The sequence below is a fragment of the Pseudomonas sp. YuFO20 genome (assembly GCF_035064975.1).
Lineage (GTDB): Bacteria > Pseudomonadota > Gammaproteobacteria > Pseudomonadales > Pseudomonadaceae > Aquipseudomonas > Aquipseudomonas putida_AE.
The window spans coordinates 224,185-244,306 of sequence record NZ_JAXDEO010000001.1 but is presented as its reverse complement, the minus strand read 5'-3'; the positions used below and the strand labels follow the sequence as shown (position 1 = coordinate 244,306).

The window sequence follows — 20,122 nt, the reverse complement described above, 5'->3', positions numbered from 1 at the left end:
ACTGTTTGAAACTGCTGATTCTCGATCGGGACGGGGTGATCAATTACGACTCCGACGCTTACATCAAGTCGGTGGAGGAGTGGATCCCACTCCCCGGATCGATCGAAGCCATCGCGCAGTTGAGCAAGGCCGGCTGGACGGTGGCGGTCGCCACCAACCAGTCGGGCATCGCTCGCGGCTACTACGACCTCGCCACCCTGGACGCCATGCACGAGCGCTTGCGCTCGCTGGTGGCCGAGCAGGGTGGGGAAGTCGGGCTGATCGTCTACTGCCCGCACGGGCCGGACGAAGGCTGCGATTGCCGCAAGCCAAAACCCGGGATGCTGAAAAGCATCGCCGCACATTACAACGTATCGCTGACAAATCTATGGTTCGTCGGCGATAGTCTCGGTGACCTGGAAGCCGCCAAAGCCGTCGATTCTCAGCCAGTTTTGGTAAAGACCGGGAAAGGCGAAAAGACTTTGGGCAAGACCCTTCCGGTAGGCACATTGATTTTCGACGATCTGGCGGCGATTGCCGCAGAACTTATCCACAATTAGAGCGCTTTCGAAATCCTGACCAAGGAACGTTCGGGAGTGCGCTTGAACCGTTACGGTAAACGTCGCCATGTCGATACTGCAGGCCATCAGAACCTTCCTCTTTTACCTGCTGCTGGGCACCAGCTCCCTGCTGTGGTGCAGCCTGAGTTTTTTTATCGCGCCCTTTCTGCCATTCAAGGCGCGTTATCGCTTCATCAACGTCTATTGGTGCCGCTGCGCCTTGTGGCTGAGCAAGGTATTCCTGGGCATTCGCTACGAAGTGAAGGGTGCCGAGAACGTACCGGCACAGCCCTGCGTGATCCAGTCGAACCACCAGAGCACCTGGGAGACCTTTTTTCTCTCGGCCTATTTCTCGCCATTGAGCCAGGTGCTCAAGCGCGAACTGCTGTACGTGCCATTCTTCGGTTGGGCCATGGCCATGCTGCGTCCCATCGCCATCGACCGGGACAACCCGAAAGCGGCACTCAAGCACGTCGCCAAGAAAGGCGATGAATTGCTCAAGGACAACGTCTGGGTGCTGATCTTCCCTGAAGGCACGCGCGTTCCCTACGGCACCATCGGCAAATTCTCCCGCGGCGGTACTGCGCTGGCAGTGAATGCCGAGCTGCCGGTGCTGCCGATTGCGCATAACGCTGGCAAGTTCTGGCCAAAAACCGGTTGGAGGAAGAAGCAGGGTGTCATCACCGTGATCATCGGTGCACCGATGTATGCCGAAGGTAGCGGACCACGCGCTATCGCCGAATTGAACGACCGAGTCCAGGCTTGGAACGAGCAGATGCAGCGTGAAATGGGCTCTCTGCCACCGGCTCCGCAGGCGCCGGTTACCAACGATCAGGTGGTTGTCTGAGCTTCTGTGGATAAGCTGTGTACCGTTTGTGAGAAAAGCGTCGAAATCGTCTCCTAACTTAATGATTTATATAGATATTTCTTTAGCGCTTAAAAAACCAAAAAACGTGCATAAGTTTTTTTCGGGCGCAAAAAAACCGGCTGATATAGCCGGTTTTTTTATGCCTGTAATGTGGGTGTTTCACTGGACACAAAAAAGGCCAACGCAAGCGTTGGCCTTTTTGGTCCAGCGGGTTAACCGGGATCAGAAGTCCAGGTTGGAAACCGCCAGGGCATTGCTTTCGATGAAGTCACGACGAGGTTCAACCGCATCACCCATCAGGGTGTTGAAGATCTGGTCCGCACCAATGGCGTCTTCGATGGTCACTTTCAGCATCCGGCGAACGCTCGGATCCATGGTGGTTTCCCACAGCTGATCCGGGTTCATTTCACCCAGACCTTTGTATCGCTGGATGGTGTGGCGCTTGGTGCTTTCCGCCATCAACCAGTCCAGGGCTTCCTTGAACTCGGTGACCGCTTTCTTGCGCTCGCCGCGCTGGATGTACGCGCCCTCGTCCAGCAGGGTGCTCAGCTGGGCGCCCAGGGACACGACGGTCTTGTAGTCGTTGCTGCCGAAGAAGTCACGGTTGAAGGTGACGTAGTTCGACAGGCCGTGGGAGATCAGTTCGACCTCTGGCAGCCAGACATTACGTTCACGGTCTTCACGCAGGCTGGCCTTGTAGACCAGGCCGGACTTCTCGACGGTGCGCAGGCGCACTTCGTACTGGGCCAGCCAATCCTGCATCGCAGCGTGATCGGACAGTTGCTCCAGGCTGACGGCCGGCAGGTAGATGAAGTGCTCGGTCAGTTCCTGTGGGTACAGGCGCGACAGACGCTTGAGGGTCTTCATCACCAGGCGGAAGTCATTCACCAGACGCTCAAGGGCTTCGCCAGAGATACCTGGTGCCTCTTCGTTCAGGTGCAGGCTCGCATCTTCCAGGGCCGACTGCGTCATGTACTCTTCCATGGCGTCGTCGTCTTTGATGTATTGCTCTTGCTTGCCTTTCTTCACCTTGTACAGCGGCGGCTGGGCGATGTAGATGTAGCCACGCTCGATCAGCTCCGGCAGCTGACGGAAGAAGAAGGTCAGCAGCAGGGTACGAATGTGCGAACCGTCGACGTCAGCATCGGTCATGATGATGATGTTGTGATAACGCAACTTGTCGATGTTGTACTCTTCGCGACCGATGCCGCAGCCCAGCGCGGTGATCAAGGTGCCCACTTCCTGGGAAGAGATCATCTTGTCGAAACGTGCCTTCTCGACGTTCAGGATTTTACCCTTGAGCGGGAGAATCGCCTGGGTCTTGCGGTTACGTCCCTGCTTGGCAGAGCCGCCCGCGGAGTCACCTTCCACGAGGTACAGTTCGGAGAGGGCAGGGTCCTTTTCCTGGCAGTCAGCCAGTTTGCCCGGCAGGCCAGCGATGTCCAGCGCGCCTTTACGACGGGTCATCTCACGGGCCTTGCGCGCGGCTTCACGGGCACGTGCCGCGTCGATCATCTTGCCGACGACCAGCTTGGCTTCGTTCGGGTTTTCCAGCAGGAAGTCGGAGAAGTATTTGCCCATTTCCTGTTCGACCGCGGTCTTCACTTCGGAAGAGACCAGCTTGTCCTTGGTCTGGGAGCTGAACTTCGGATCCGGCACCTTCACCGAAATGATCGCGGTCAGGCCTTCACGGGCATCGTCACCGGTGGTGGCAACCTTGTGCTTCTTCGCCAGGCCTTCGGCTTCGATGTAGGTGTTGAGGTTACGCGTCAGTGCGGAACGGAAGCCCACCAGGTGAGTACCGCCGTCTCGCTGCGGGATGTTGTTGGTGAAGCACAACAGGTTCTCGTTGAAGCTGTCGTTCCACTGCAGGGCGATTTCAACGCCGATGCCGTCTTCACGCTGGATGTTGAAGTGGAACACCTGGTTGACCGGGGTCTTGTTGGTGTTGAGGTATTCAACGAACGCACGCAGGCCGCCTTCGTACTTGAACAACTCTTCCTTGCCGCTGCGCTCATCCTTGAGGACGATGCCGACACCGGAGTTGAGGAACGACAGTTCACGAATCCGCTTGGCCAGGATGTCCCAGCTGAAGTGGATATTCTTGAAGGTTTCGCTGGAAGCCTTGAAGTGGATCTGGGTACCGGTGGTTTCGCTGTCGCCAACGATCTTCATCGGTTCCTGAGGAACACCGTGTACGTAGGTCTGTTCCCAGATCTTGCCACTACGGCGCACAGTGAGAACCAGCTCTTCAGACAGCGCGTTCACTACCGACACGCCTACGCCGTGCAGGCCGCCGGATACCTTGTAGGAGTTGTCATCGAACTTACCGCCGGCGTGCAGCACGGTCATGATGACCTCGGCTGCCGAAACGCCTTCTTCTTTGTGCACGTCTACCGGGATGCCACGACCGTTGTCTTTAACGGTGATGGATTCGTCCGGGTGGATGATGATGCTGATGTCGTCGCAGTGGCCGGCGAGCGCTTCGTCGATCGAGTTATCGACCACCTCGAACACCATGTGGTGCAGACCGCTGCCATCGTCGGTGTCACCAATGTACATACCGGGACGTTTGCGTACGGCATCCAGGCCTTTCAGCACTTTAATGCTCGTTGAGTCGTACGTATTTTCTTCGCTCAATGCCTTCACTCCCGATGGTCGTGGGTCTGGGTGATACGGCCCTGTTCCACGTGGAACAGGGCGACTGGCGTTTCCGTCTGCCAGCCTTCCCTCAATAATTCGTGGTCTACACAGGTGATGAACACCTGGCAGCGTAAGTCTTCCAGCAAGCGGCAAAGCGCACGGCGGTGCTGCTCGTCCAGTTCGGACGGCAAGTCATCCACCAGATAAATACACTGACCGCGTCGGGCCTGGCTCACCAGGTGCCCTTGGGCAATCCGCAATGCACAGACCACAAGCTTTTGCTGACCCCGGGACAAAATGTCCGCGGCGTTGTGTGCGCCCAATCTAAGACGCAAATCAGCCCGTTGCGGTCCGGCCTGGGTATGACCCATTTGCTGATCCCGTTGCAGGGACCCGGCAAGTACGGCGCTCAATTCCCGGTCCTTGTCCCAGCCTCGGTAATAGCTGAGCGTCAAACCTTCGAGCTCAACCAGTTCGCTCAAGGTTTGTTCAAAGACTGGCTTCAAGGCTTTGATGTAAGCGCGGCGGTATTCATCGATTTCAGCGCTGGCCTGGCACAGTTCCCTGTCCCAAACCGCTTGCGAAACGGCGTCAAGTGTACCATGCCGCAGCCAAGAGTTTCTCTGGCGCAGGGCCTTCTGCAGGCGTTGCCAGGTGGACATGAATCGGGGTTCCACGTGGAACACGCCCCAGTCGAGGAACTGTCGGCGAATCTTCGGCGCGCCTTCCAGCAAGCGGAAGCTGTCCGGGTTGATCAACTGCAGCGGCAGAATCTCGGCCAGTTGCGCGGCACTGCGCGCGTTTTGTCCGTCGATGCGGATCTGGAACTCCCCCTGGCGATCCCGGGAGATGCCAAGTGCGCTGTGTCCGCCTTCAGCCAACTCGACCTGGCCAAATACCGTGCACGCCAATTGCTCGTATTGAATGACGGGCAACAACCGGGTGCTACGAAACGAACGCGCAAGCCCCAGCAGATGAATGGCTTCCAGGACACTGGTTTTGCCGCTGCCGTTGGCGCCGTAAAGAATATTGATTCGGGGGGAGGGGGAGAAGGTCACCGGGTGCAGATTGCGCACCGCGGTGACCGAGACGCGACTGAGGGACATCTAGCTTCTGCTGAACATGATTACAGACGCATCGGCATGACGACGTAGGCCGAGTCGTCGTTGTCGGACTCTTGCACCAGCGCACTGCTGTTGGAGTCGGACAGGATCAGACGTACCTGCTCGGTGGTCATCACGCCCAGTACGTCGAGCAAGTAGCTGACGTTGAAGCCGATTTCCAGGGAGCCGCCGTTGTACTCTACGCCAACCTCTTCTTCCGCTTCCTCCTGCTCCGGGTTGTTCGCCTGAATCTTCAGCTGGCCAGGAGCCAGTTGCAGACGGATGCCGCGGTACTTTTCGTTGGACAGAATCGCCGTACGGCTGAAAGCCTCACGCAACGCCTGACGATCACCGAGCACCAGCTTGTCGCCGCCCTTTGGCAGAACGCGCTCGTAGTCCGGGAATTTGCCGTCGACCAGTTTCGAGGTGAAGGTGAACTCACCGGTGGTCGCGCGAATGTGGTGCTGGCCCAGGACGATAGTGACGATGCCGTCTGGCTCGGTCAGCAAACGCGCCATTTCAAGGATACCCTTGCGCGGCACGATGACCTGGTGGCGATCCGGCTGGCCGATATCAGCCTGCATCGAGCACATTGCCAGTCGGTGGCCGTCGGTGGCCACGGCACGAATGACGCCCGCCGAGACTTCCAGCAGCATGCCGTTGAGGTAGTAACGCACGTCCTGCTGGGCCATGGCGAAACTGGTGCGCTCTATCAGGCGACGCAGCTTGCTCTGTTCGAGACTGCAGGTCAGCGAGCCCGGGCCTTCTTCCACGGTGGGGAAATCGTTGGCCGGCAAGGTCGAGAGGGTGAAGCGGCTACGGCCAGCCTTCACCACCAGCTTCTGTTCATCGACCTTGATATCGATCAGCGCGTCGTTCGGCAGGCTTTTGCAGATGTCCATCAGCTTACGTGCAGGCACGGTGATGGAACCTGTTTCAGCAGGCTCTTCGAGTTGCACGCGACCGACCAGCTCGACTTCCAGGTCGGTACCGGTCAGCGACAACTGCTGGCCTTCGACAACCAGCAGCACGTTGGAGAGAACCGGCAAGGTCTGTCGGCGCTCGACGACGCCTGCGACCAGTTGCAGGGGTTTCAACAGGGCTTCGCGTTGAATGGTGAAATGCATGGTCTAGTCCCTTGCCTTAAAAGCTGCGCTGGTGTTCATCAAGTGGTCAGTGTACGCAGCAGGTTCTTGTAGTCCTCGCGGATGTCCGCGTCGGATTCCTTAAGTTCGTTGATCTTGCGGCAGGCGTGCAAAACAGTCGTGTGGTCACGCCCACCAAACACATCACCGATTTCCGGCAGGCTGTGGTTGGTGAGTTCCTTGGACAACGCCATGGCGACCTGACGTGGACGGGCAACCGAACGCGAACGACGTTTGGACAACAAATCGGAGATCTTGATCTTGTAGTACTCGGCGACCGTGCGCTGAATGTTATCCACAGAGACCAGTTTGTCTTGCAGCGCCAACAGGTCCTTCAGGGACTCGCGAATCAACTCGATGGTGATATCGCGCCCCATAAAGTGCGAATGGGCGATGACGCGCTTGAGCGCACCTTCCAGTTCACGGACGTTGGAGCGAATGCGTTGGGCAATGAAGAACGCGGCATCGTGTGGCAATTCGACCTTGGCCTGGTCGGCCTTCTTCATCAGGATCGCGACACGGGTTTCCAGTTCCGGCGGCTCTACGGCCACCGTGAGGCCCCAGCCGAAGCGGGACTTCAGTCGTTCTTCAAGGCCTTCGATTTCTTTCGGATAGCGGTCACTGGTGAGAATGACCTGCTGGCCACCTTCAAGCAGGGCGTTGAAGGTGTGGAAAAACTCTTCCTGGGAGCGCTCCTTGCGAGCGAAAAACTGAATATCGTCGATCAGCAATGCATCCACCGAACGGTAGAAGCGCTTGAATTCGTTGATCGCGTTCAGTTGCAGCGCCTTGACCATGTCGGCCACGAAGCGCTCGGAATGCAGGTACACGACCTTGGCATTCGGGTTCTTCTTTAATAGGTGGTTACCCACAGCATGCATCAAGTGGGTTTTACCCAGACCTACACCACCATAAAGGAAGAGCGGGTTGTATCCGTGCTTGGGGTTGTCCGCCACTTGCCAGGCCGCAGCCCGGGCCAGTTGGTTGGACTTGCCCTCAACGAAGTTTTCGAAGGTAAAGGTGCGGTTCAGGTAGCTGGTGTGCTTGAGGGCGCCTTCAACCTGAACAGTGCGTTGCTCGGCGCGCACCGGTGCCTGTTGCGAACTGGCGCCGGCCATTGGGTCGAAGCTGTCACGAGAAGGCTCTTGCTCAGCCACTTCAGCGGTTTTTTGCGTCGCACGCTTGGCCGGTGATGGGGCGGGGGCCGCAGGCGCGGCAGCAGCTGCAGCTGCCTGAACCTGGGACGCCGCGGCGGCAGCCAGCGGCGCATTCGGTGCAGCACGCGGAGCTGAGCTGCGTTTGCTGCCTATTAATAAGGAAAGCGCAGGCGCCATGCCGTTGCCGTGCTCGTCGAGCAATTCCAGCACGCGGCTCAGGTATTTCTCGTTGACCCAGTCCAGGACAAAACGATTGGGTGCATAGACACGCAACTCGTCGCCTTCGGCTTCGACCTGTAGTGGACGGATCCAAGTGTTGAATTGTTGGGCAGGCAGCTCATCGCGCAAAAGCTCCACGCACTGCTGCCAAAGTTCCACTGACACGGATATCCCCTAAGTTGAAAGCCGGTGAGGCAAAAACAAGCGGCCATTGTAACGGCCAGACGCCGACTTATCCACACGTAGGTGGGTCATGAACCGAGAACAATCAGGGTTTTATACGCAAAAAAGACGACCAATGGTCTGTGCATAAGCCCTGTGGATAACCACCTCTAAGCTCATTGCACAAGTGGGGGCGAAACTCGGTGGATAACCTGCCTGTGGATAACAGCGCTTTCCACACACAGGTTATCCGACCGCGCAGCACAGCCTGAACACCGTTTTCCACTGTAGTTGTCATTCGCTGTACATGCGATGAAACAAGGGCTCTAGGCACTTATCCACAGATACCCGCGCCCTAAGCTTTTATAAGCTTTACAGAAAAGCTTTAAATACTTTCCTTTCTTATTTTTATATTTGCCTGAGGATCCTGACCAGGCAAAACCTCCGGAGATCTATTTATAAGGAAACGTTGGTTGGAAATTGACCTAGAGGCTTGCTTTCTCTAGAATCCCCGGTCTCTTAAAACGGGGGCCATTCCGGCCCGTTGTGGACGAACCAGGTAACACGACAATGAAACGTACTTTCCAACCAAGCACTATCAAACGCGCTCGTACCCACGGTTTCCGTGCTCGCATGGCTACCAAGAACGGTCGTGCCGTCCTGTCGCGTCGTCGCGCCAAAGGTCGTGCGCGTCTGGCAGTTTGATAATCCGGCACTGGAGGTGAGTCAGGACTTCAGTCGGGAAAAGCGTCTGCTTACCCCCCGGCATTTCAAGGCGGTCTTTGACTCCCCTACCGGCAAGGTTCCGGGGAAAAATCTCCTGCTCCTTGCGCGCAAAAACGATCTTGATCACCCCCGTCTCGGGCTGGTTATCGGGAAAAAGAGCGTAAAGCTCTCCGTCGAGCGCAATCGCCTCAAACGTCTGATGCGCGAATCGTTTCGCCTGAACCAGGATTCACTGGCAGGCTGGGACATCGTTATCGTCGCGCGCAAAGGTTTGGGTGACGTAGAAAACCCCGAATTGATTCAGCATTTCGGCAAACTCTGGAAGCGTCTGGCACGCAACACGCCAGTACCAGCAGTCAAAACCGAAACTGTAGGGGTAGACAGTCCCGATGCGTAAACTGGCACTCGTTCCGATCCAGTTTTATCGCTACGCCATTAGTCCCCTGATGGCCAGTCACTGTCGTTTCTACCCCAGTTGTTCCTGCTACGCGTTAGAAGCCATTGAAAATCATGGCCTTCTTCGCGGTGGCTGGCTGACCTTTCGTCGTTTAGGTCGCTGTCATCCGTGGAATCCCGGTGGTTATGACCCGGTTCCATCTATCCCTACCTCCCGTTCTTCTTCGATGGCCGAGTAATCATGGATATCAAACGCACGATCCTGATCGTCGCCCTGGCAATCGTGTCCTACGTTATGGTTCTTAAATGGAACCAGGACTATGGCCAGGCTGCCTTGCCGACTCAGAATGTTGCTTCCAGTACGACCGCACCGGGCCTCCCGGATACGGCCACTGGCAATAAAGCGTCCGTCAGTGACGACATTCCGCACGCCGCAAACGATACCAGCGCACCTGCCGAAACTCCGGTAGCGGCGAGCACCGACCTCATCCAGATCAAAACGGATGTGCTCGATCTGGCCATCGATCCACAGGGTGGTGATGTTGCCCAACTGAAATTGCCGCTGTATCCACGTCGTCAGGACCATCCGGAGATTCCGTTCCAGCTGTTCGACAACGGCAACGAACGGACTTATCTGGCGCAAAGTGGCCTGATTGGCAGCAACGGCCCGGATGCAAGTCCTGCCGGTCGTCCGATTTACTCGGCAGAGAAGAAGGTTTATCAGCTGGCTGACGGTCAGGACCAATTGGTCGTGGACCTGAAGTTCAGCAAGGACGGCGTCAACTACATCAAGCGTTTCACTCTGAAACGCGGCCTGTACGACGTAACCGTGTCCTACCTGATCGACAACCAGAGCGCACAGCCTTGGTCCGGTGCAATGTTCGCGCAATTGAAGCGTGACGCCAGCTCCGATCCGTCTTCCAGCACCGCCACCGGTACCGCGACTTACCTGGGCGCCGCCCTGTGGACAAGTTCGGAGCCGTACAAGAAAGTGTCCATGAAGGACATGGACAAGGCGCAGCTGAAAGAAACCGTTACCGGCGGTTGGGTTGCCTGGTTGCAACACTACTTCGTGACCGCGTGGATTCCGGCGAAGGGCGAAAACAACGTCGTCCAGACCCGTAAAGACAGCAAAGGCAACTACATCATCGGTTACACCGGTCCTTCGTTGACCGTTGCTCCGGGTGCCAAGGCTGAAACCAGCGCTACTCTGTACGCCGGTCCGAAAAGCCAGGCTGTGCTCAAAGAGTTGTCCCCAGGTCTGGAACTGACTGTCGACTACGGCATCCTGTGGTTCATCGCTCAACCGATCTTCTGGTTGCTGCAACACATCCACGCCATTGTGGGTAACTGGGGCTGGTCGATTATCTTCCTGACCATGCTGATCAAGGGGATCTTCTTCCCGTTGTCGGCCGCCAGCTACAAATCCATGGCGCGCATGCGTGCAGTGGCTCCGAAACTGGCTGCGCTGAAAGAGCAACATGGCGATGACCGGCAGAAAATGTCGCAAGCCATGATGGAGCTGTACAAGAAAGAGAAGATCAATCCGCTGGGTGGTTGCTTGCCAATCCTCGTGCAGATGCCGGTATTCCTTTCGTTGTACTGGGTTCTGCTGGAAAGCGTTGAAATGCGCCAAGCGCCGTTCATGCTGTGGATTACCGACCTGTCGATCAAGGATCCGTTCTTCATCCTGCCGATCATCATGGGTGCAACCATGTTCATCCAGCAGCAGTTGAACCCGACTCCACCGGATCCGATGCAGGCCAAGGTGATGAAGCTGATGCCAATCATCTTCACCTTCTTCTTCCTGTGGTTCCCGGCTGGTCTGGTGCTGTACTGGGTAGTGAACAACTGCCTGTCGATCGCCCAACAGTGGTACATCACTCGTAAGATCGAAGCAGCTGCCAAAGCGACTGCCTGACTTACACTGTGGGTAACCACTCAAAACGCCCCCTAGTGGGGCGTTTTGCTATCTGTCACTTTTGTCTGGATACCGGTTTATGAGCGCTCCTCGTGAAACCATTGCCGCCGTCGCCACTGCCCAGGGTCGTGGCGGTGTCGGCATCGTGCGTATTTCCGGGCCTTTGGCCAGCATTGCGGCCAAGGCCTTCAGCGGTCGTGAACTTAAACCGCGGTTCGCTCATTACGGACCGTTCCTGGGTGAAAACGACGAGGTGCTCGATCAGGGCATCGCGCTGTATTTTCCCGGACCGAACTCGTTCACCGGCGAAGATGTACTGGAATTACAGGGGCACGGTGGTCCGGTCGTCCTGGATATGCTGCTGCAGCGCTGTCTTGAACTGGGTTGCCGCCTGGCCCGGCCGGGTGAATTCAGTGAGCGGGCATTTTTGAACGACAAGCTCGACCTGGCCCAGGCCGAAGCCATCGCCGACCTGATCGAAGCCAGTTCTGCACAAGCAGCTCGCAACGCATTGCGCTCCTTGCAAGGCGCCTTTTCGGCGCGTGTACATAACCTCACGGAACAACTGATCGGCCTGCGGATTTATGTCGAAGCGGCGATCGACTTTCCGGAGGAAGAAATCGACTTCCTGGCCGATGGCCACGTATTGAGCATGCTCGACAAAGTTCGCGACGAGTTATCCACCGTCATGCGCGAAGCCGGGCAGGGTGCCTTGCTGCGCGATGGCATGACGGTGGTCATCGCCGGTCGTCCGAATGCTGGAAAATCCAGCCTGCTCAATGCACTGGCCGGTCGCGAAGCGGCCATCGTCACCGAGATCGCCGGCACCACGCGGGACGTCCTGCGCGAACATATCCACATCGATGGCATGCCCCTGCATGTGGTGGATACCGCCGGGCTGCGCGATACCGATGACCATGTGGAAAAGATTGGTGTGGAGCGGGCGTTGAAAGCCATTGGCGAGGCCGATCGGGTCCTGCTGGTGGTCGATGCGACCGCGCCGGAAGCCCTCGATCCTTTTGCGTTATGGCCTGAGTTCCTCGAAACCCGCCCTGATCCGGCGAAAGTCACGCTGATCCGTAACAAGGCCGACCTCACCGGTGAAGCCATGGCCCTGGAAGTCAGCGATGACGGGCACGTCACCATCAGCCTCAGCGCCAAGTCTGCAGGGGTTGGCCTTGAGCTGCTGCGCGACCACTTGAAGGCATGCATGGGCTATGAACAAACCTCGGAAAGCAGCTTCAGTGCGCGCAGGCGCCACCTGGAAGCATTGCGTCATGCGAGTGCGTCCCTTGAGCATGGCCGCGCGCAGCTGACCCTGGCGGGTGCCGGTGAGTTGCTGGCCGAGGATTTGCGCCAAGCTCAGCAGTCCCTGGGCGAAATCACCGGTGCGTTCAGCTCCGATGACCTGTTGGGTCGAATCTTCTCCAGCTTCTGCATCGGTAAGTAGGAGCAAGCTTGCTCGCGATGGACGTTAACGATGACGCGTGTATTGCTGGTTAAACGTGTCGCCCTTAGCTCCATCGCGAGCGAGCTCGCTCCTACAAGGGTCTGCTTTTAAGCCTGTCTGTTTCTTCCTTTCTCTTGATTTCGTCCAGTGCCGAGCAGATTTCCCCCTGCTTGAGCGGATTTTCTGTGCCCAGGATCTGACTGATCCACGTTTTCCTGTGGATTAAGCCCTGTGAATAACCGCAGCTAAGGCCAGTTGATAACAGGGCCTCAAAACTGAAGATAACCACCCCTGTGGATAAGCACCCCATTCATCCACAGGCTTAAACCGGTTATCCAAGGGCCTCATAGGCACATGACCACAGGGTTTTGAATCTCTGTACACATTGAATTTAAAGGCCTGTAACAATCTATCCACAGAAAGGCATGTCAGTAGAAATAAACATAAAAACAAAGATTTAATAAATTTCTCTCTTTTTAATTTCTATAACCGCCACTTCTCCACAGCTGGTTAAATTTTGTGCAAAGGGTTCTTTAGGAAGGGCGAAGTCCCTATACTTGTCGACCAGGTCCAAAAACCTGAGCTCAAACTATTCCTGAATTACCTACTTAAGCAGGCACGAGGTGCGTGGTGGATTTCCCTTCCCGTTTTGAAGTGATCGTCATCGGCGGCGGTCATGCCGGTACCGAGGCAGCACTGGCCTCAGCACGTATGGGAGTCAAGACCCTGTTGCTGACGCATAACGTGGAAACCCTCGGTGCCATGAGTTGCAACCCGGCCATTGGCGGGATCGGCAAAAGTCATCTGGTCAAGGAAATCGACGCCCTGGGCGGCGCGATGGCCATTGCTACCGATAAAGGCGGCATCCAGTTTCGCGTGTTGAACAGCCGCAAAGGCCCAGCCGTACGGGCGACTCGTGCGCAAGCCGACCGGGTTCTATACAAGGCCGCTGTCCGCGAAATCCTGGAAAACCAGCCGAACCTGTGGATATTTCAACAGGCTGCAGACGACCTGATCGTCGAGCAGGAACAAGTGCGCGGTGTTGTCACCCAAATGGGCCTGCGTTTCCTGGCCGATTCCGTGGTGTTGACCACCGGTACCTTCCTCGGTGGACTTATCCACATCGGTTTGCAGAATTTTTCCGGCGGACGCGCCGGTGATCCGCCGTCGATCGCCCTGGCTCAACGCCTTCGTGAATTGCCGCTGCGGGTCGGTCGCCTGAAAACCGGAACGCCGCCGCGTATCGACGCCCGGTCTGTGGATTTCTCGGTGATGACCGAGCAGGCCGGCGATACGCCGATTCCAGTGATGTCGTTCATGGGCTCCAAGGAGCAGCACCCACAACAGGTCAGCTGCTGGATCACCCACACCAACGCGCGCACTCACGAAATCATTGCCGCGAACCTCGACCGTTCGCCGATGTATTCGGCTGCGGGTGAAATCGAAGGCATCGGCCCGCGTTACTGCCCGTCGATCGAAGACAAGATCCATCGCTTTGCCGACAAGCAAAGCCACCAGGTTTTCATCGAACCGGAAGGCTTGACCACCAATGAGCTGTACCCGAACGGAATTTCCACTTCCTTGCCGTTCGACGTGCAATTGCAGATCGTGCAATCGATCCGCGGCATGGAAAACGCACACATCGTGCGCCCGGGCTACGCCATCGAATACGACTACTTCGACCCGCGTGACCTGAAGTACAGCCTGGAAACCAAAGTCATCGGCGGCCTGTTCTTTGCCGGGCAAATCAACGGCACCACCGGTTACGAAGAAGCCGGCGCCCAGGGTTTGCTTGCCGGAACCAACGCCGCGCTGCGTGCTCAAGGCAAAGATGCCTGGTGTCCGCGTCGCGACGAAGCCTACATCGGCGTTCTGGTCGACGACCTGATTACCCTCGGCACTCAGGAGCCGTACCGGATGTTCACATCCCGTGCCGAATACCGCCTGATCCTGCGCGAAGACAACGCCGATCTGCGCTTGACCGAAAAAGGTCGCGAATTGGGTCTGGTCGATGACGCGCGCTGGGCAGCGTTCTGCAAAAAACGCGAAAGCATCGAGCTGGAAGAGCAACGCCTGAAAAGTACCTGGGTACGTCCGGGCACCGAACAGGGCGATGCGATCGCGGAAAAATTCGGCACGCCGCTGACTCACGAATACAACCTGCTCAATCTGCTGAGCCGTCCGGAAATCGACTACGCTGGTCTGATCGCCGTCACCGGTGGTGGCGCGGAAGATCCACAGGTGGCCGAACAGGTCGAAATCAAGACCAAATACGCCGGCTACATCGATCGTCAACAGGATGAAATCGCGCGTCTGCGGGCCAGCGAAGACACCAAACTGCCTGTGGATATCGATTACACGAACATTTCCGGTCTCTCCAAAGAGATCCAGAGCAAGCTCGGCGCGACCCGTCCAGAGACATTGGGTCAGGCATCACGTATCCCGGGCGTGACACCGGCAGCCATTTCCCTGTTGATGATTCATTTGAAAAAACGCGGCGCGGGCCGTCAGTTGGAGCAAAGCGCTTGAGTTCGTTGGTCACCCCGCAACACGCAGAAGAGTTATCCACAGGTGCTCGCGAGCTCGGTGTGGCTTTGAGCGAAACCCAGCAGGCACAACTGCTGGGTTATCTGGCCCTGTTGATAAAATGGAACAAGGCCTACAACCTCACGGCCGTGCGCGATCCCGATGAAATGGTGTCGCGTCATTTGCTCGATAGCCTGAGCGTGATGTCGTTCGTCGAAAACGGTCGCTGGCTCGATGTTGGCAGCGGTGGCGGCATGCCGGGCATTCCCCTGGCCATCCTGTTTCCCGAGTCGCAAGTGACCTGCCTGGACAGCAACGGCAAGAAGACCCGCTTCCTGACCCAGGTCAAACTCGAGCTGAAACTGGACAACCTGCAAGTTATCCACAGTCGCGTCGAAGCGTTCCAGCCTGCACAGCCCTTCAACGGGATCATTTCCCGGGCCTTCAGCAGCATGGAGAACTTCAGCAACTGGACGCGCCACCTTGGTGACACCGATACGCGCTGGCTGGCAATGAAGGGCGTTCATCCCGCCGATGAGCTGGTAGCATTGCCGACAGACTTCCACCTCGATAGCGAACACGCCCTGGCCGTACCTGGTTGCCAAGGCCAACGCCATCTGCTGATACTGCGCCGCACGGCATGATTGGGAACACAAGCAAGAATGGCTAAGGTATTCGCAATAGCGAACCAAAAGGGTGGTGTGGGCAAGACCACCACCTGTATCAACCTCGCAGCATCCCTGGTCGCGACCAAGCGTCGGGTATTGCTGATCGATCTCGATCCACAGGGCAACGCCACCATGGGTAGCGGTGTGGACAAACACGGCCTGGAAAACTCGGTCTATGACCTGCTGATCGGGGAGTGCGACCTGGCCCAGGCCATGCATTTCTCCGAGCACGGCGGTTACCAGCTGTTGCCGGCCAACCGTGACCTGACCGCGGCCGAAGTGGTTCTGCTGGAAATGCAGATGAAGGAAAGCCGCCTGCGCAGTGCGCTGGCGCCGATCCGTGAAAACTACGACTACATCCTGATCGACTGCCCGCCATCGCTGTCGATGCTGACCTTGAACGCACTGGTTGCCGCCGACGGGGTGATTATCCCCATGCAGTGCGAGTACTTCGCACTCGAAGGCTTGAGCGACCTTGTGGATAACATCAAGCGCATCGCCGAGCTGCTCAATCCGAACCTCAAGGTCGAAGGCCTTTTGCGCACGATGTACGACCCGCGCCTGAGCCTGATGAACGACGTATCGGCCCAGCTCAAGGAACACTTCGGCGACCAGCTGTACGACACGGTCATTCCGCGCAACATTCGCCTGGCCGAAGCGCCGAGCTACGGCATGCCGGCGCTGGCGTACGACAAATCATCGCGCGGTGCCGTGGCCTATCTGGCCCTGGCGGGCGAGATGGTCCGTCGTCAACGCAAAAACTCACGCATCGCCGCTGCTCAGGCAACTTAAGGAATCCCCATGGCCGTCAAGAAACGAGGTCTCGGACGTGGACTGGATGCACTGCTGAGTGGTCCGAGTGTCAGCGCGCTGGAAGAACAGGCGGTGCAAGCCGATTCGCGCGAGCTGCAACACCTGCCGCTGGACCTGCTGCAGCGCGGCAAGTACCAGCCGCGTCGAGACATGGATCCCCAGGCGCTCGAAGAGCTGGCGCAATCGATCAAGGCCCAGGGCGTGATGCAGCCGATCGTGGTGCGGCCGATCGGTAGCGGCCGTTACGAAATCATTGCCGGTGAACGCCGCTGGCGCGCCAGCCAGCAAGCTGGCCAGGAAACCATTCCGGCGATGGTGCGCGATGTCCCGGATGAAACCGCGATCGCCATCGCGCTGATCGAGAACATCCAGCGCGAAGACCTCAATCCGATCGAAGAAGCGGTGGCCTTGCAGCGCCTGCAAACGGAATTCCAGCTCACACAGCAACAGGTCGCCGAAGCCGTGGGCAAGTCCCGGGTCACCGTGGCCAACCTGCTGCGCCTGATTTCCCTGCCGGAAGTCATCAAGACCATGCTTTCCCATGGCGACCTGGAAATGGGGCATGCTCGTGCATTGCTCGGTTTGCCGGAAAATCAACAGGTTGAAGGGGCGCGACATGTTGTCGCACGCGGACTGACCGTGCGCCAGACTGAAGCACTGGTTCGCCAGTGGTTGAGTGGCAAACCGGAGCCTGTGGAAACCCCAAAACCGGACCCGGATATTGCCCGCCTGGAACAGCGCCTGGCCGAGCGCCTAGGCTCTGCGGTGCAGATTCGCCATGGAAAGAAGGGTAAAGGGCAACTGGTCATTGGTTACAACTCCCTGGATGAACTTCAGGGTGTGCTCGCACACATTCGCTGAAACATTTCCTCATGTAGCGCGCAGTCGGAAATCACTACCTGACAGTTGAATAGGGGCTGAACCGCCCCTATACTCTGCGCGCATTTTGTCGGCACAAATTATGCCAAGTTATTGAATTCTGGCAGCCGACCATTGGAGAGCAAAAGTGATGGAAACCCGCACGCCAAACCGCTTGCCCTTCCATCGCCTGGCAGTTTTTCCGGTGCTAATGGCTCAATTTGTCGTTTTGCTGATCGCTGCTTTGGCGCTCTGGCAATGGCGGGGAGTCGTTGCCGGGTACTCGGGACTTTGCGGAGGCCTGATAGCCTTGCTGCCCAATGTTTATTTCGCTCACAGGGCATTTCGGTTTTCCGGCGCCCGAGCAGCCCAGTCCATCGTCCGGTCTTTTTATGCCGGCGAGGCAGGCAAACTGATTTTGACGGCAGTGCTGTTTGCACTGGTGTTTGCAGGTGTGAAGCCATTGGCACCGATTGCAGTATTCGGTGTCTTCGTGCTGACTCAGTCAGTCAGCTGGTTCGCTCCCCTGCTGATGAGAACAAGACTTTCGAGACCTTAGGGCGTTTGAGGCAACCATGGCAGAAACAACCGCTTCGGGCTATATCCAGCACCACTTGCAGAACCTGACCTTCGGTCAGCACCCTACCGGCGGCTGGGGCTTTGCCCACACCGCAGCAGAAGCCAAGGAAATGGGCTTCTGGGCTTTCCACGTCGATACTCTCGGCTGGTCGGTCGCATTGGGTCTGATCTTCGTTCTTCTTTTCCGCATGGCGGCGAAGAAAGCGACTTCCGGTCAACCAGGTGCTTTGCAGAACTTCGTTGAAGTATTGGTCGAATTCGTCGATGGCAGCGTGAAAGACAGCTTCCATGGCCGTAGCCCGGTGATTGCACCGCTGGCACTGACCATCTTCGTCTGGGTGTTCCTGATGAACGCCGTCGACCTGGTACCGGTCGACTGGATTCCTCAGCTGGCCATCCTGATCTCCGGCGACCAGCACATCCCGTTCCGCGCCGTGTCGACTACCGACCCGAACGCGACCCTGGGCATGGCGTTCTCGGTTTTCGCACTGATCATTTTCTACAGCATCAAGGTCAAGGGCCTCGGCGGCTTCATCGGCGAGCTGACCCTGCACCCGTTCGGCAGCAAGAACATCTTCGTTCAGGCCCTGCTGATCCCGGTGAACTTCCTGCTGGAATTCGTGACCCTGATCGCCAAGCCGATCTCCCTGGCTCTGCGTCTGTTCGGCAACATGTATGCCGGCGAGCTGGTCTTCATCCTGATTGCTGTGATGTTCGGCAGCGGTCTGCTCTGGCTTAGTGGCCTGGGCGTTGTTCTGCAGTGGGCGTGGGCTGTGTTCCACATCCTGATCATCACCCTGCAGGCGTTCATCTTCATGATGCTGACCATCGTCTACCTGTCGATGGCGCACGAAGAAAACCATTAAGACCAGTCTCGACTAGTCTGATGTCCCTCCCGGTCAAACGGGAGGGTGCTCCTCACGGGGCATCTGAAACGATTTGTTTTACCGCTTTAAATTAAAAAAACCTAAACCATACGACGTAAAAGTCGGGAGGAAAGATGGAAACTGTAGTTGGTCTAACCGCTATCGCTGTTGCACTGTTGATCGGCCTGGGCGCACTGGGTACCGCAATTGGTTTCGGCCTGTTGGGCGGCAAGTTCCTGGAAGGCGCAGCGCGTCAGCCAGAAATGGTTCCAATGCTGCAAGTCAAAATGTTCATCGTTGCCGGTCTGCTCGACGCCGTAACCATGATCGGTGTTGGTATCGCTCTGTTCTTCACCTTTGCGAACCCGTTCGTTGGTCAGATCGCTGGCTGATTACTCGGATATTCCGGGTAATTTGGTGTGATGGACAACGTAACTGCGAGGTGTTGGCGTGAACATTAATGCGACCCTGATTGGCCAGTCCGTTGCGTTCCTGATTTTTGTACTGTTCTGCATGAAGTTCGTATGGCCTCCGGTCATCGCGGCTCTGCACGAACGTCAAAAGAAGATCGCTGATGGTCTGGACGCTGCCAGCCGTGCAGCTCGCGACCTGGAGTTGGCCCAAGAGAAAGCGGGTCAGCAACTGCGCGAAGCGAAAGCTCAGGCAGCTGAAATCATCGAGCAAGCCAAGAAACGCGGTAACCAGATCGTTGAAGAGGCTGTTGAAAAAGCCCGTATCGACGCTGACCGTGTGAAGGTTCAGGCTCAGGCCGAGATCGAACAGGAACTGAACAGTGTCAAAGACGCGCTGCGTGCCCAAGTGGGTACTCTGGCCGTTGATGGTGCTTCGAAGATCCTGGGCAAAGCAATCGATCAAAACGCGCACGCAGAGCTGGTTAACCAACTGGCTGCTGAAATCTAAGCGAGGGCGATCATGGCAGAACTGACCACGTTGGCCCGACCTTACGCTAAGGCGGCCTTCGAGCACGCTCAGGCCCACCAGCAACTGGCCAATTGGTCAGCCATGCTCGGCCTGGCAGCAGCGGTGTCGCAAGACGACACCATGCTGCGCGTGCTCAAGGCCCCGCGACTGACGAGCGCAGAAAAGGCCGCCACGTTCATTGACGTGTGCGGCGACAAGTTCGATGCCAAGGCACAGAATTTCATCAATGTCGTTGCCGAAAACGACCGTCTCCCGCTGTTGCCGGAGATCTCCGCTCTGTTCGACCTGTACAAGGCCGAGCAAGAGAAGTCGGTAGACGTTGAAGTGACCAGTGCTTTTGCATTGAACCAAGAACAGCAAGACAAACTCGCCAAGGTTCTCAGTGCACGACTCAACCGGGAAGTGCGCCTGCAAGTTGCGGAGGATGCTGCCCTGATAGGTGGTGTCGTAATCCGCGCCGGCGACCTGGTTATCGATGGCTCGATTCGCGGCAAAATCGCGAAACTTGCCGAAGCATTGAAATCTTGAGTTTGAAGGGGCA

The 20,122-nt window shown here is 57.2% G+C and carries 20 protein-coding genes; 16 read left to right on the top strand and 4 right to left on the bottom strand.

The window, feature by feature from the left end; translation table 11 throughout:
- Window positions 1–5: 5 nt before the first annotated feature.
- Window positions 6–539 carry a D-glycero-beta-D-manno-heptose 1,7-bisphosphate 7-phosphatase gene (gmhB, locus tag SOP85_RS01165; protein WP_323607369.1) on the top strand — a complete coding sequence of 178 codons (534 nt, stop codon included), beginning with the start codon at window positions 6–8 and terminating at the stop codon, window positions 537–539.
- Between the two features lie 67 nt (window positions 540–606).
- The gene (locus tag SOP85_RS01160) at window positions 607–1,386 is read left to right on the top strand and encodes a lysophospholipid acyltransferase family protein (protein WP_274073785.1); all 780 of its coding nucleotides are present in this window, start codon (window positions 607–609) and stop codon (window positions 1,384–1,386) included.
- Window positions 1,387–1,629: 243 nt separating this feature from the next.
- Here SOP85_RS01160 and gyrB read toward each other — a convergent pair whose 3' ends face one another.
- From gyrB to dnaA, 4 genes are read right to left on the bottom strand one after another with little or no spacing between them, the layout of a single operon-like run.
- Window positions 1,630–4,047, bottom strand: coding sequence for a DNA topoisomerase (ATP-hydrolyzing) subunit B (gene gyrB, locus SOP85_RS01155; RefSeq protein ID WP_077185067.1), 2,418 nt, complete (start codon window positions 4,045–4,047; stop codon window positions 1,630–1,632).
- A gap of 5 nt (window positions 4,048–4,052) precedes the next feature.
- Entirely contained in the window at window positions 4,053–5,156 is a 1,104-nt protein-coding gene (gene recF / locus SOP85_RS01150; protein WP_008064628.1) for a DNA replication/repair protein RecF, read from the bottom strand.
- Window positions 5,157–5,176: 20 nt separating this feature from the next.
- Window positions 5,177–6,280 carry a DNA polymerase III subunit beta gene (gene dnaN / locus SOP85_RS01145; RefSeq protein ID WP_274073784.1) on the bottom strand — a complete coding sequence of 368 codons (1,104 nt, stop codon included), beginning with the start codon at window positions 6,278–6,280 and terminating at the stop codon, window positions 5,177–5,179.
- 38 nt (window positions 6,281–6,318) lie between these two features.
- On the bottom strand, window positions 6,319–7,839 hold the full coding sequence (dnaA, locus tag SOP85_RS01140; RefSeq protein WP_274073783.1) for a chromosomal replication initiator protein DnaA: 1,521 nt from the start codon (window positions 7,837–7,839) through the stop codon (window positions 6,319–6,321).
- Window positions 7,840–8,406: 567 nt separating this feature from the next.
- Between dnaA and rpmH the strand changes: the two genes are divergently transcribed.
- The 14 genes from rpmH (at window position 8,407) to SOP85_RS01070 (ending at window position 20,109) form a co-directional block, all read left to right on the top strand.
- Window positions 8,407–8,541, top strand: a complete 135-nt coding sequence (gene rpmH, locus SOP85_RS01135; RefSeq protein WP_003213577.1) for a 50S ribosomal protein L34 — start codon at window positions 8,407–8,409, stop codon at window positions 8,539–8,541.
- Between the two features lie 16 nt (window positions 8,542–8,557).
- Complete coding sequence (gene rnpA, locus SOP85_RS01130; RefSeq protein ID WP_323625779.1) at window positions 8,558–8,959, top strand: ribonuclease P protein component; 402 nt, start codon at window positions 8,558–8,560, stop codon at window positions 8,957–8,959.
- A complete protein-coding gene (gene yidD, locus SOP85_RS01125) occupies window positions 8,952–9,197 on the top strand; it encodes a membrane protein insertion efficiency factor YidD (RefSeq protein WP_080725322.1) in 246 nt (81 codons plus the stop codon). Before rnpA ends, yidD begins: the two co-directional genes overlap by 8 nt.
- 2 nt (window positions 9,198–9,199) lie before the next feature.
- Complete coding sequence (gene yidC, locus SOP85_RS01120; protein WP_274073782.1) at window positions 9,200–10,879, top strand: membrane protein insertase YidC; 1,680 nt, start codon at window positions 9,200–9,202, stop codon at window positions 10,877–10,879.
- A 79-nt stretch (window positions 10,880–10,958) separates the two neighbouring features.
- Window positions 10,959–12,329: a tRNA uridine-5-carboxymethylaminomethyl(34) synthesis GTPase MnmE gene (gene mnmE, locus SOP85_RS01115; protein ID WP_323625757.1), complete on the top strand. Its 1,371-nt coding sequence runs from the start codon at window positions 10,959–10,961 to the stop codon at window positions 12,327–12,329.
- A 630-nt stretch (window positions 12,330–12,959) separates the two neighbouring features.
- Complete coding sequence (gene mnmG / locus SOP85_RS01110) at window positions 12,960–14,858, top strand: tRNA uridine-5-carboxymethylaminomethyl(34) synthesis enzyme MnmG (RefSeq protein ID WP_046818613.1); 1,899 nt, start codon at window positions 12,960–12,962, stop codon at window positions 14,856–14,858.
- The gene (rsmG, locus tag SOP85_RS01105; protein WP_274073780.1) at window positions 14,855–15,499 is read left to right on the top strand and encodes a 16S rRNA (guanine(527)-N(7))-methyltransferase RsmG; all 645 of its coding nucleotides are present in this window, start codon (window positions 14,855–14,857) and stop codon (window positions 15,497–15,499) included. The genes mnmG and rsmG overlap by 4 nt, the downstream gene beginning before the upstream one ends.
- An 18-nt stretch (window positions 15,500–15,517) precedes the next feature.
- On the top strand, window positions 15,518–16,315 hold the full coding sequence (locus SOP85_RS01100; protein WP_008064610.1) for a ParA family protein: 798 nt from the start codon (window positions 15,518–15,520) through the stop codon (window positions 16,313–16,315).
- Between the two features lie 9 nt (window positions 16,316–16,324).
- Window positions 16,325–17,197 (top strand): ParB/RepB/Spo0J family partition protein, encoded by an 873-nt coding sequence (locus tag SOP85_RS01095; RefSeq protein WP_046818611.1) that lies wholly within the window; start codon window positions 16,325–16,327, stop codon window positions 17,195–17,197.
- A 148-nt stretch (window positions 17,198–17,345) separates the two neighbouring features.
- The gene (locus tag SOP85_RS01090) at window positions 17,346–17,753 is read left to right on the top strand and encodes a F0F1 ATP synthase subunit I (RefSeq protein WP_007969901.1); all 408 of its coding nucleotides are present in this window, start codon (window positions 17,346–17,348) and stop codon (window positions 17,751–17,753) included.
- 16 nt (window positions 17,754–17,769) lie between these two features.
- Complete coding sequence (gene atpB, locus SOP85_RS01085) at window positions 17,770–18,639, top strand: F0F1 ATP synthase subunit A (RefSeq protein WP_192307236.1); 870 nt, start codon at window positions 17,770–17,772, stop codon at window positions 18,637–18,639.
- Between the two features lie 134 nt (window positions 18,640–18,773).
- On the top strand, window positions 18,774–19,031 hold the full coding sequence (gene atpE, locus SOP85_RS01080) for a F0F1 ATP synthase subunit C (protein ID WP_003097235.1): 258 nt from the start codon (window positions 18,774–18,776) through the stop codon (window positions 19,029–19,031).
- A 58-nt stretch (window positions 19,032–19,089) separates the two neighbouring features.
- Window positions 19,090–19,560, top strand: a complete 471-nt coding sequence (locus SOP85_RS01075) for a F0F1 ATP synthase subunit B (RefSeq protein WP_274073778.1) — start codon at window positions 19,090–19,092, stop codon at window positions 19,558–19,560.
- Between the two features lie 12 nt (window positions 19,561–19,572).
- A complete protein-coding gene (locus SOP85_RS01070; protein ID WP_274073777.1) occupies window positions 19,573–20,109 on the top strand; it encodes a F0F1 ATP synthase subunit delta in 537 nt (178 codons plus the stop codon).
- Window positions 20,110–20,122 lie beyond the last annotated feature (13 nt).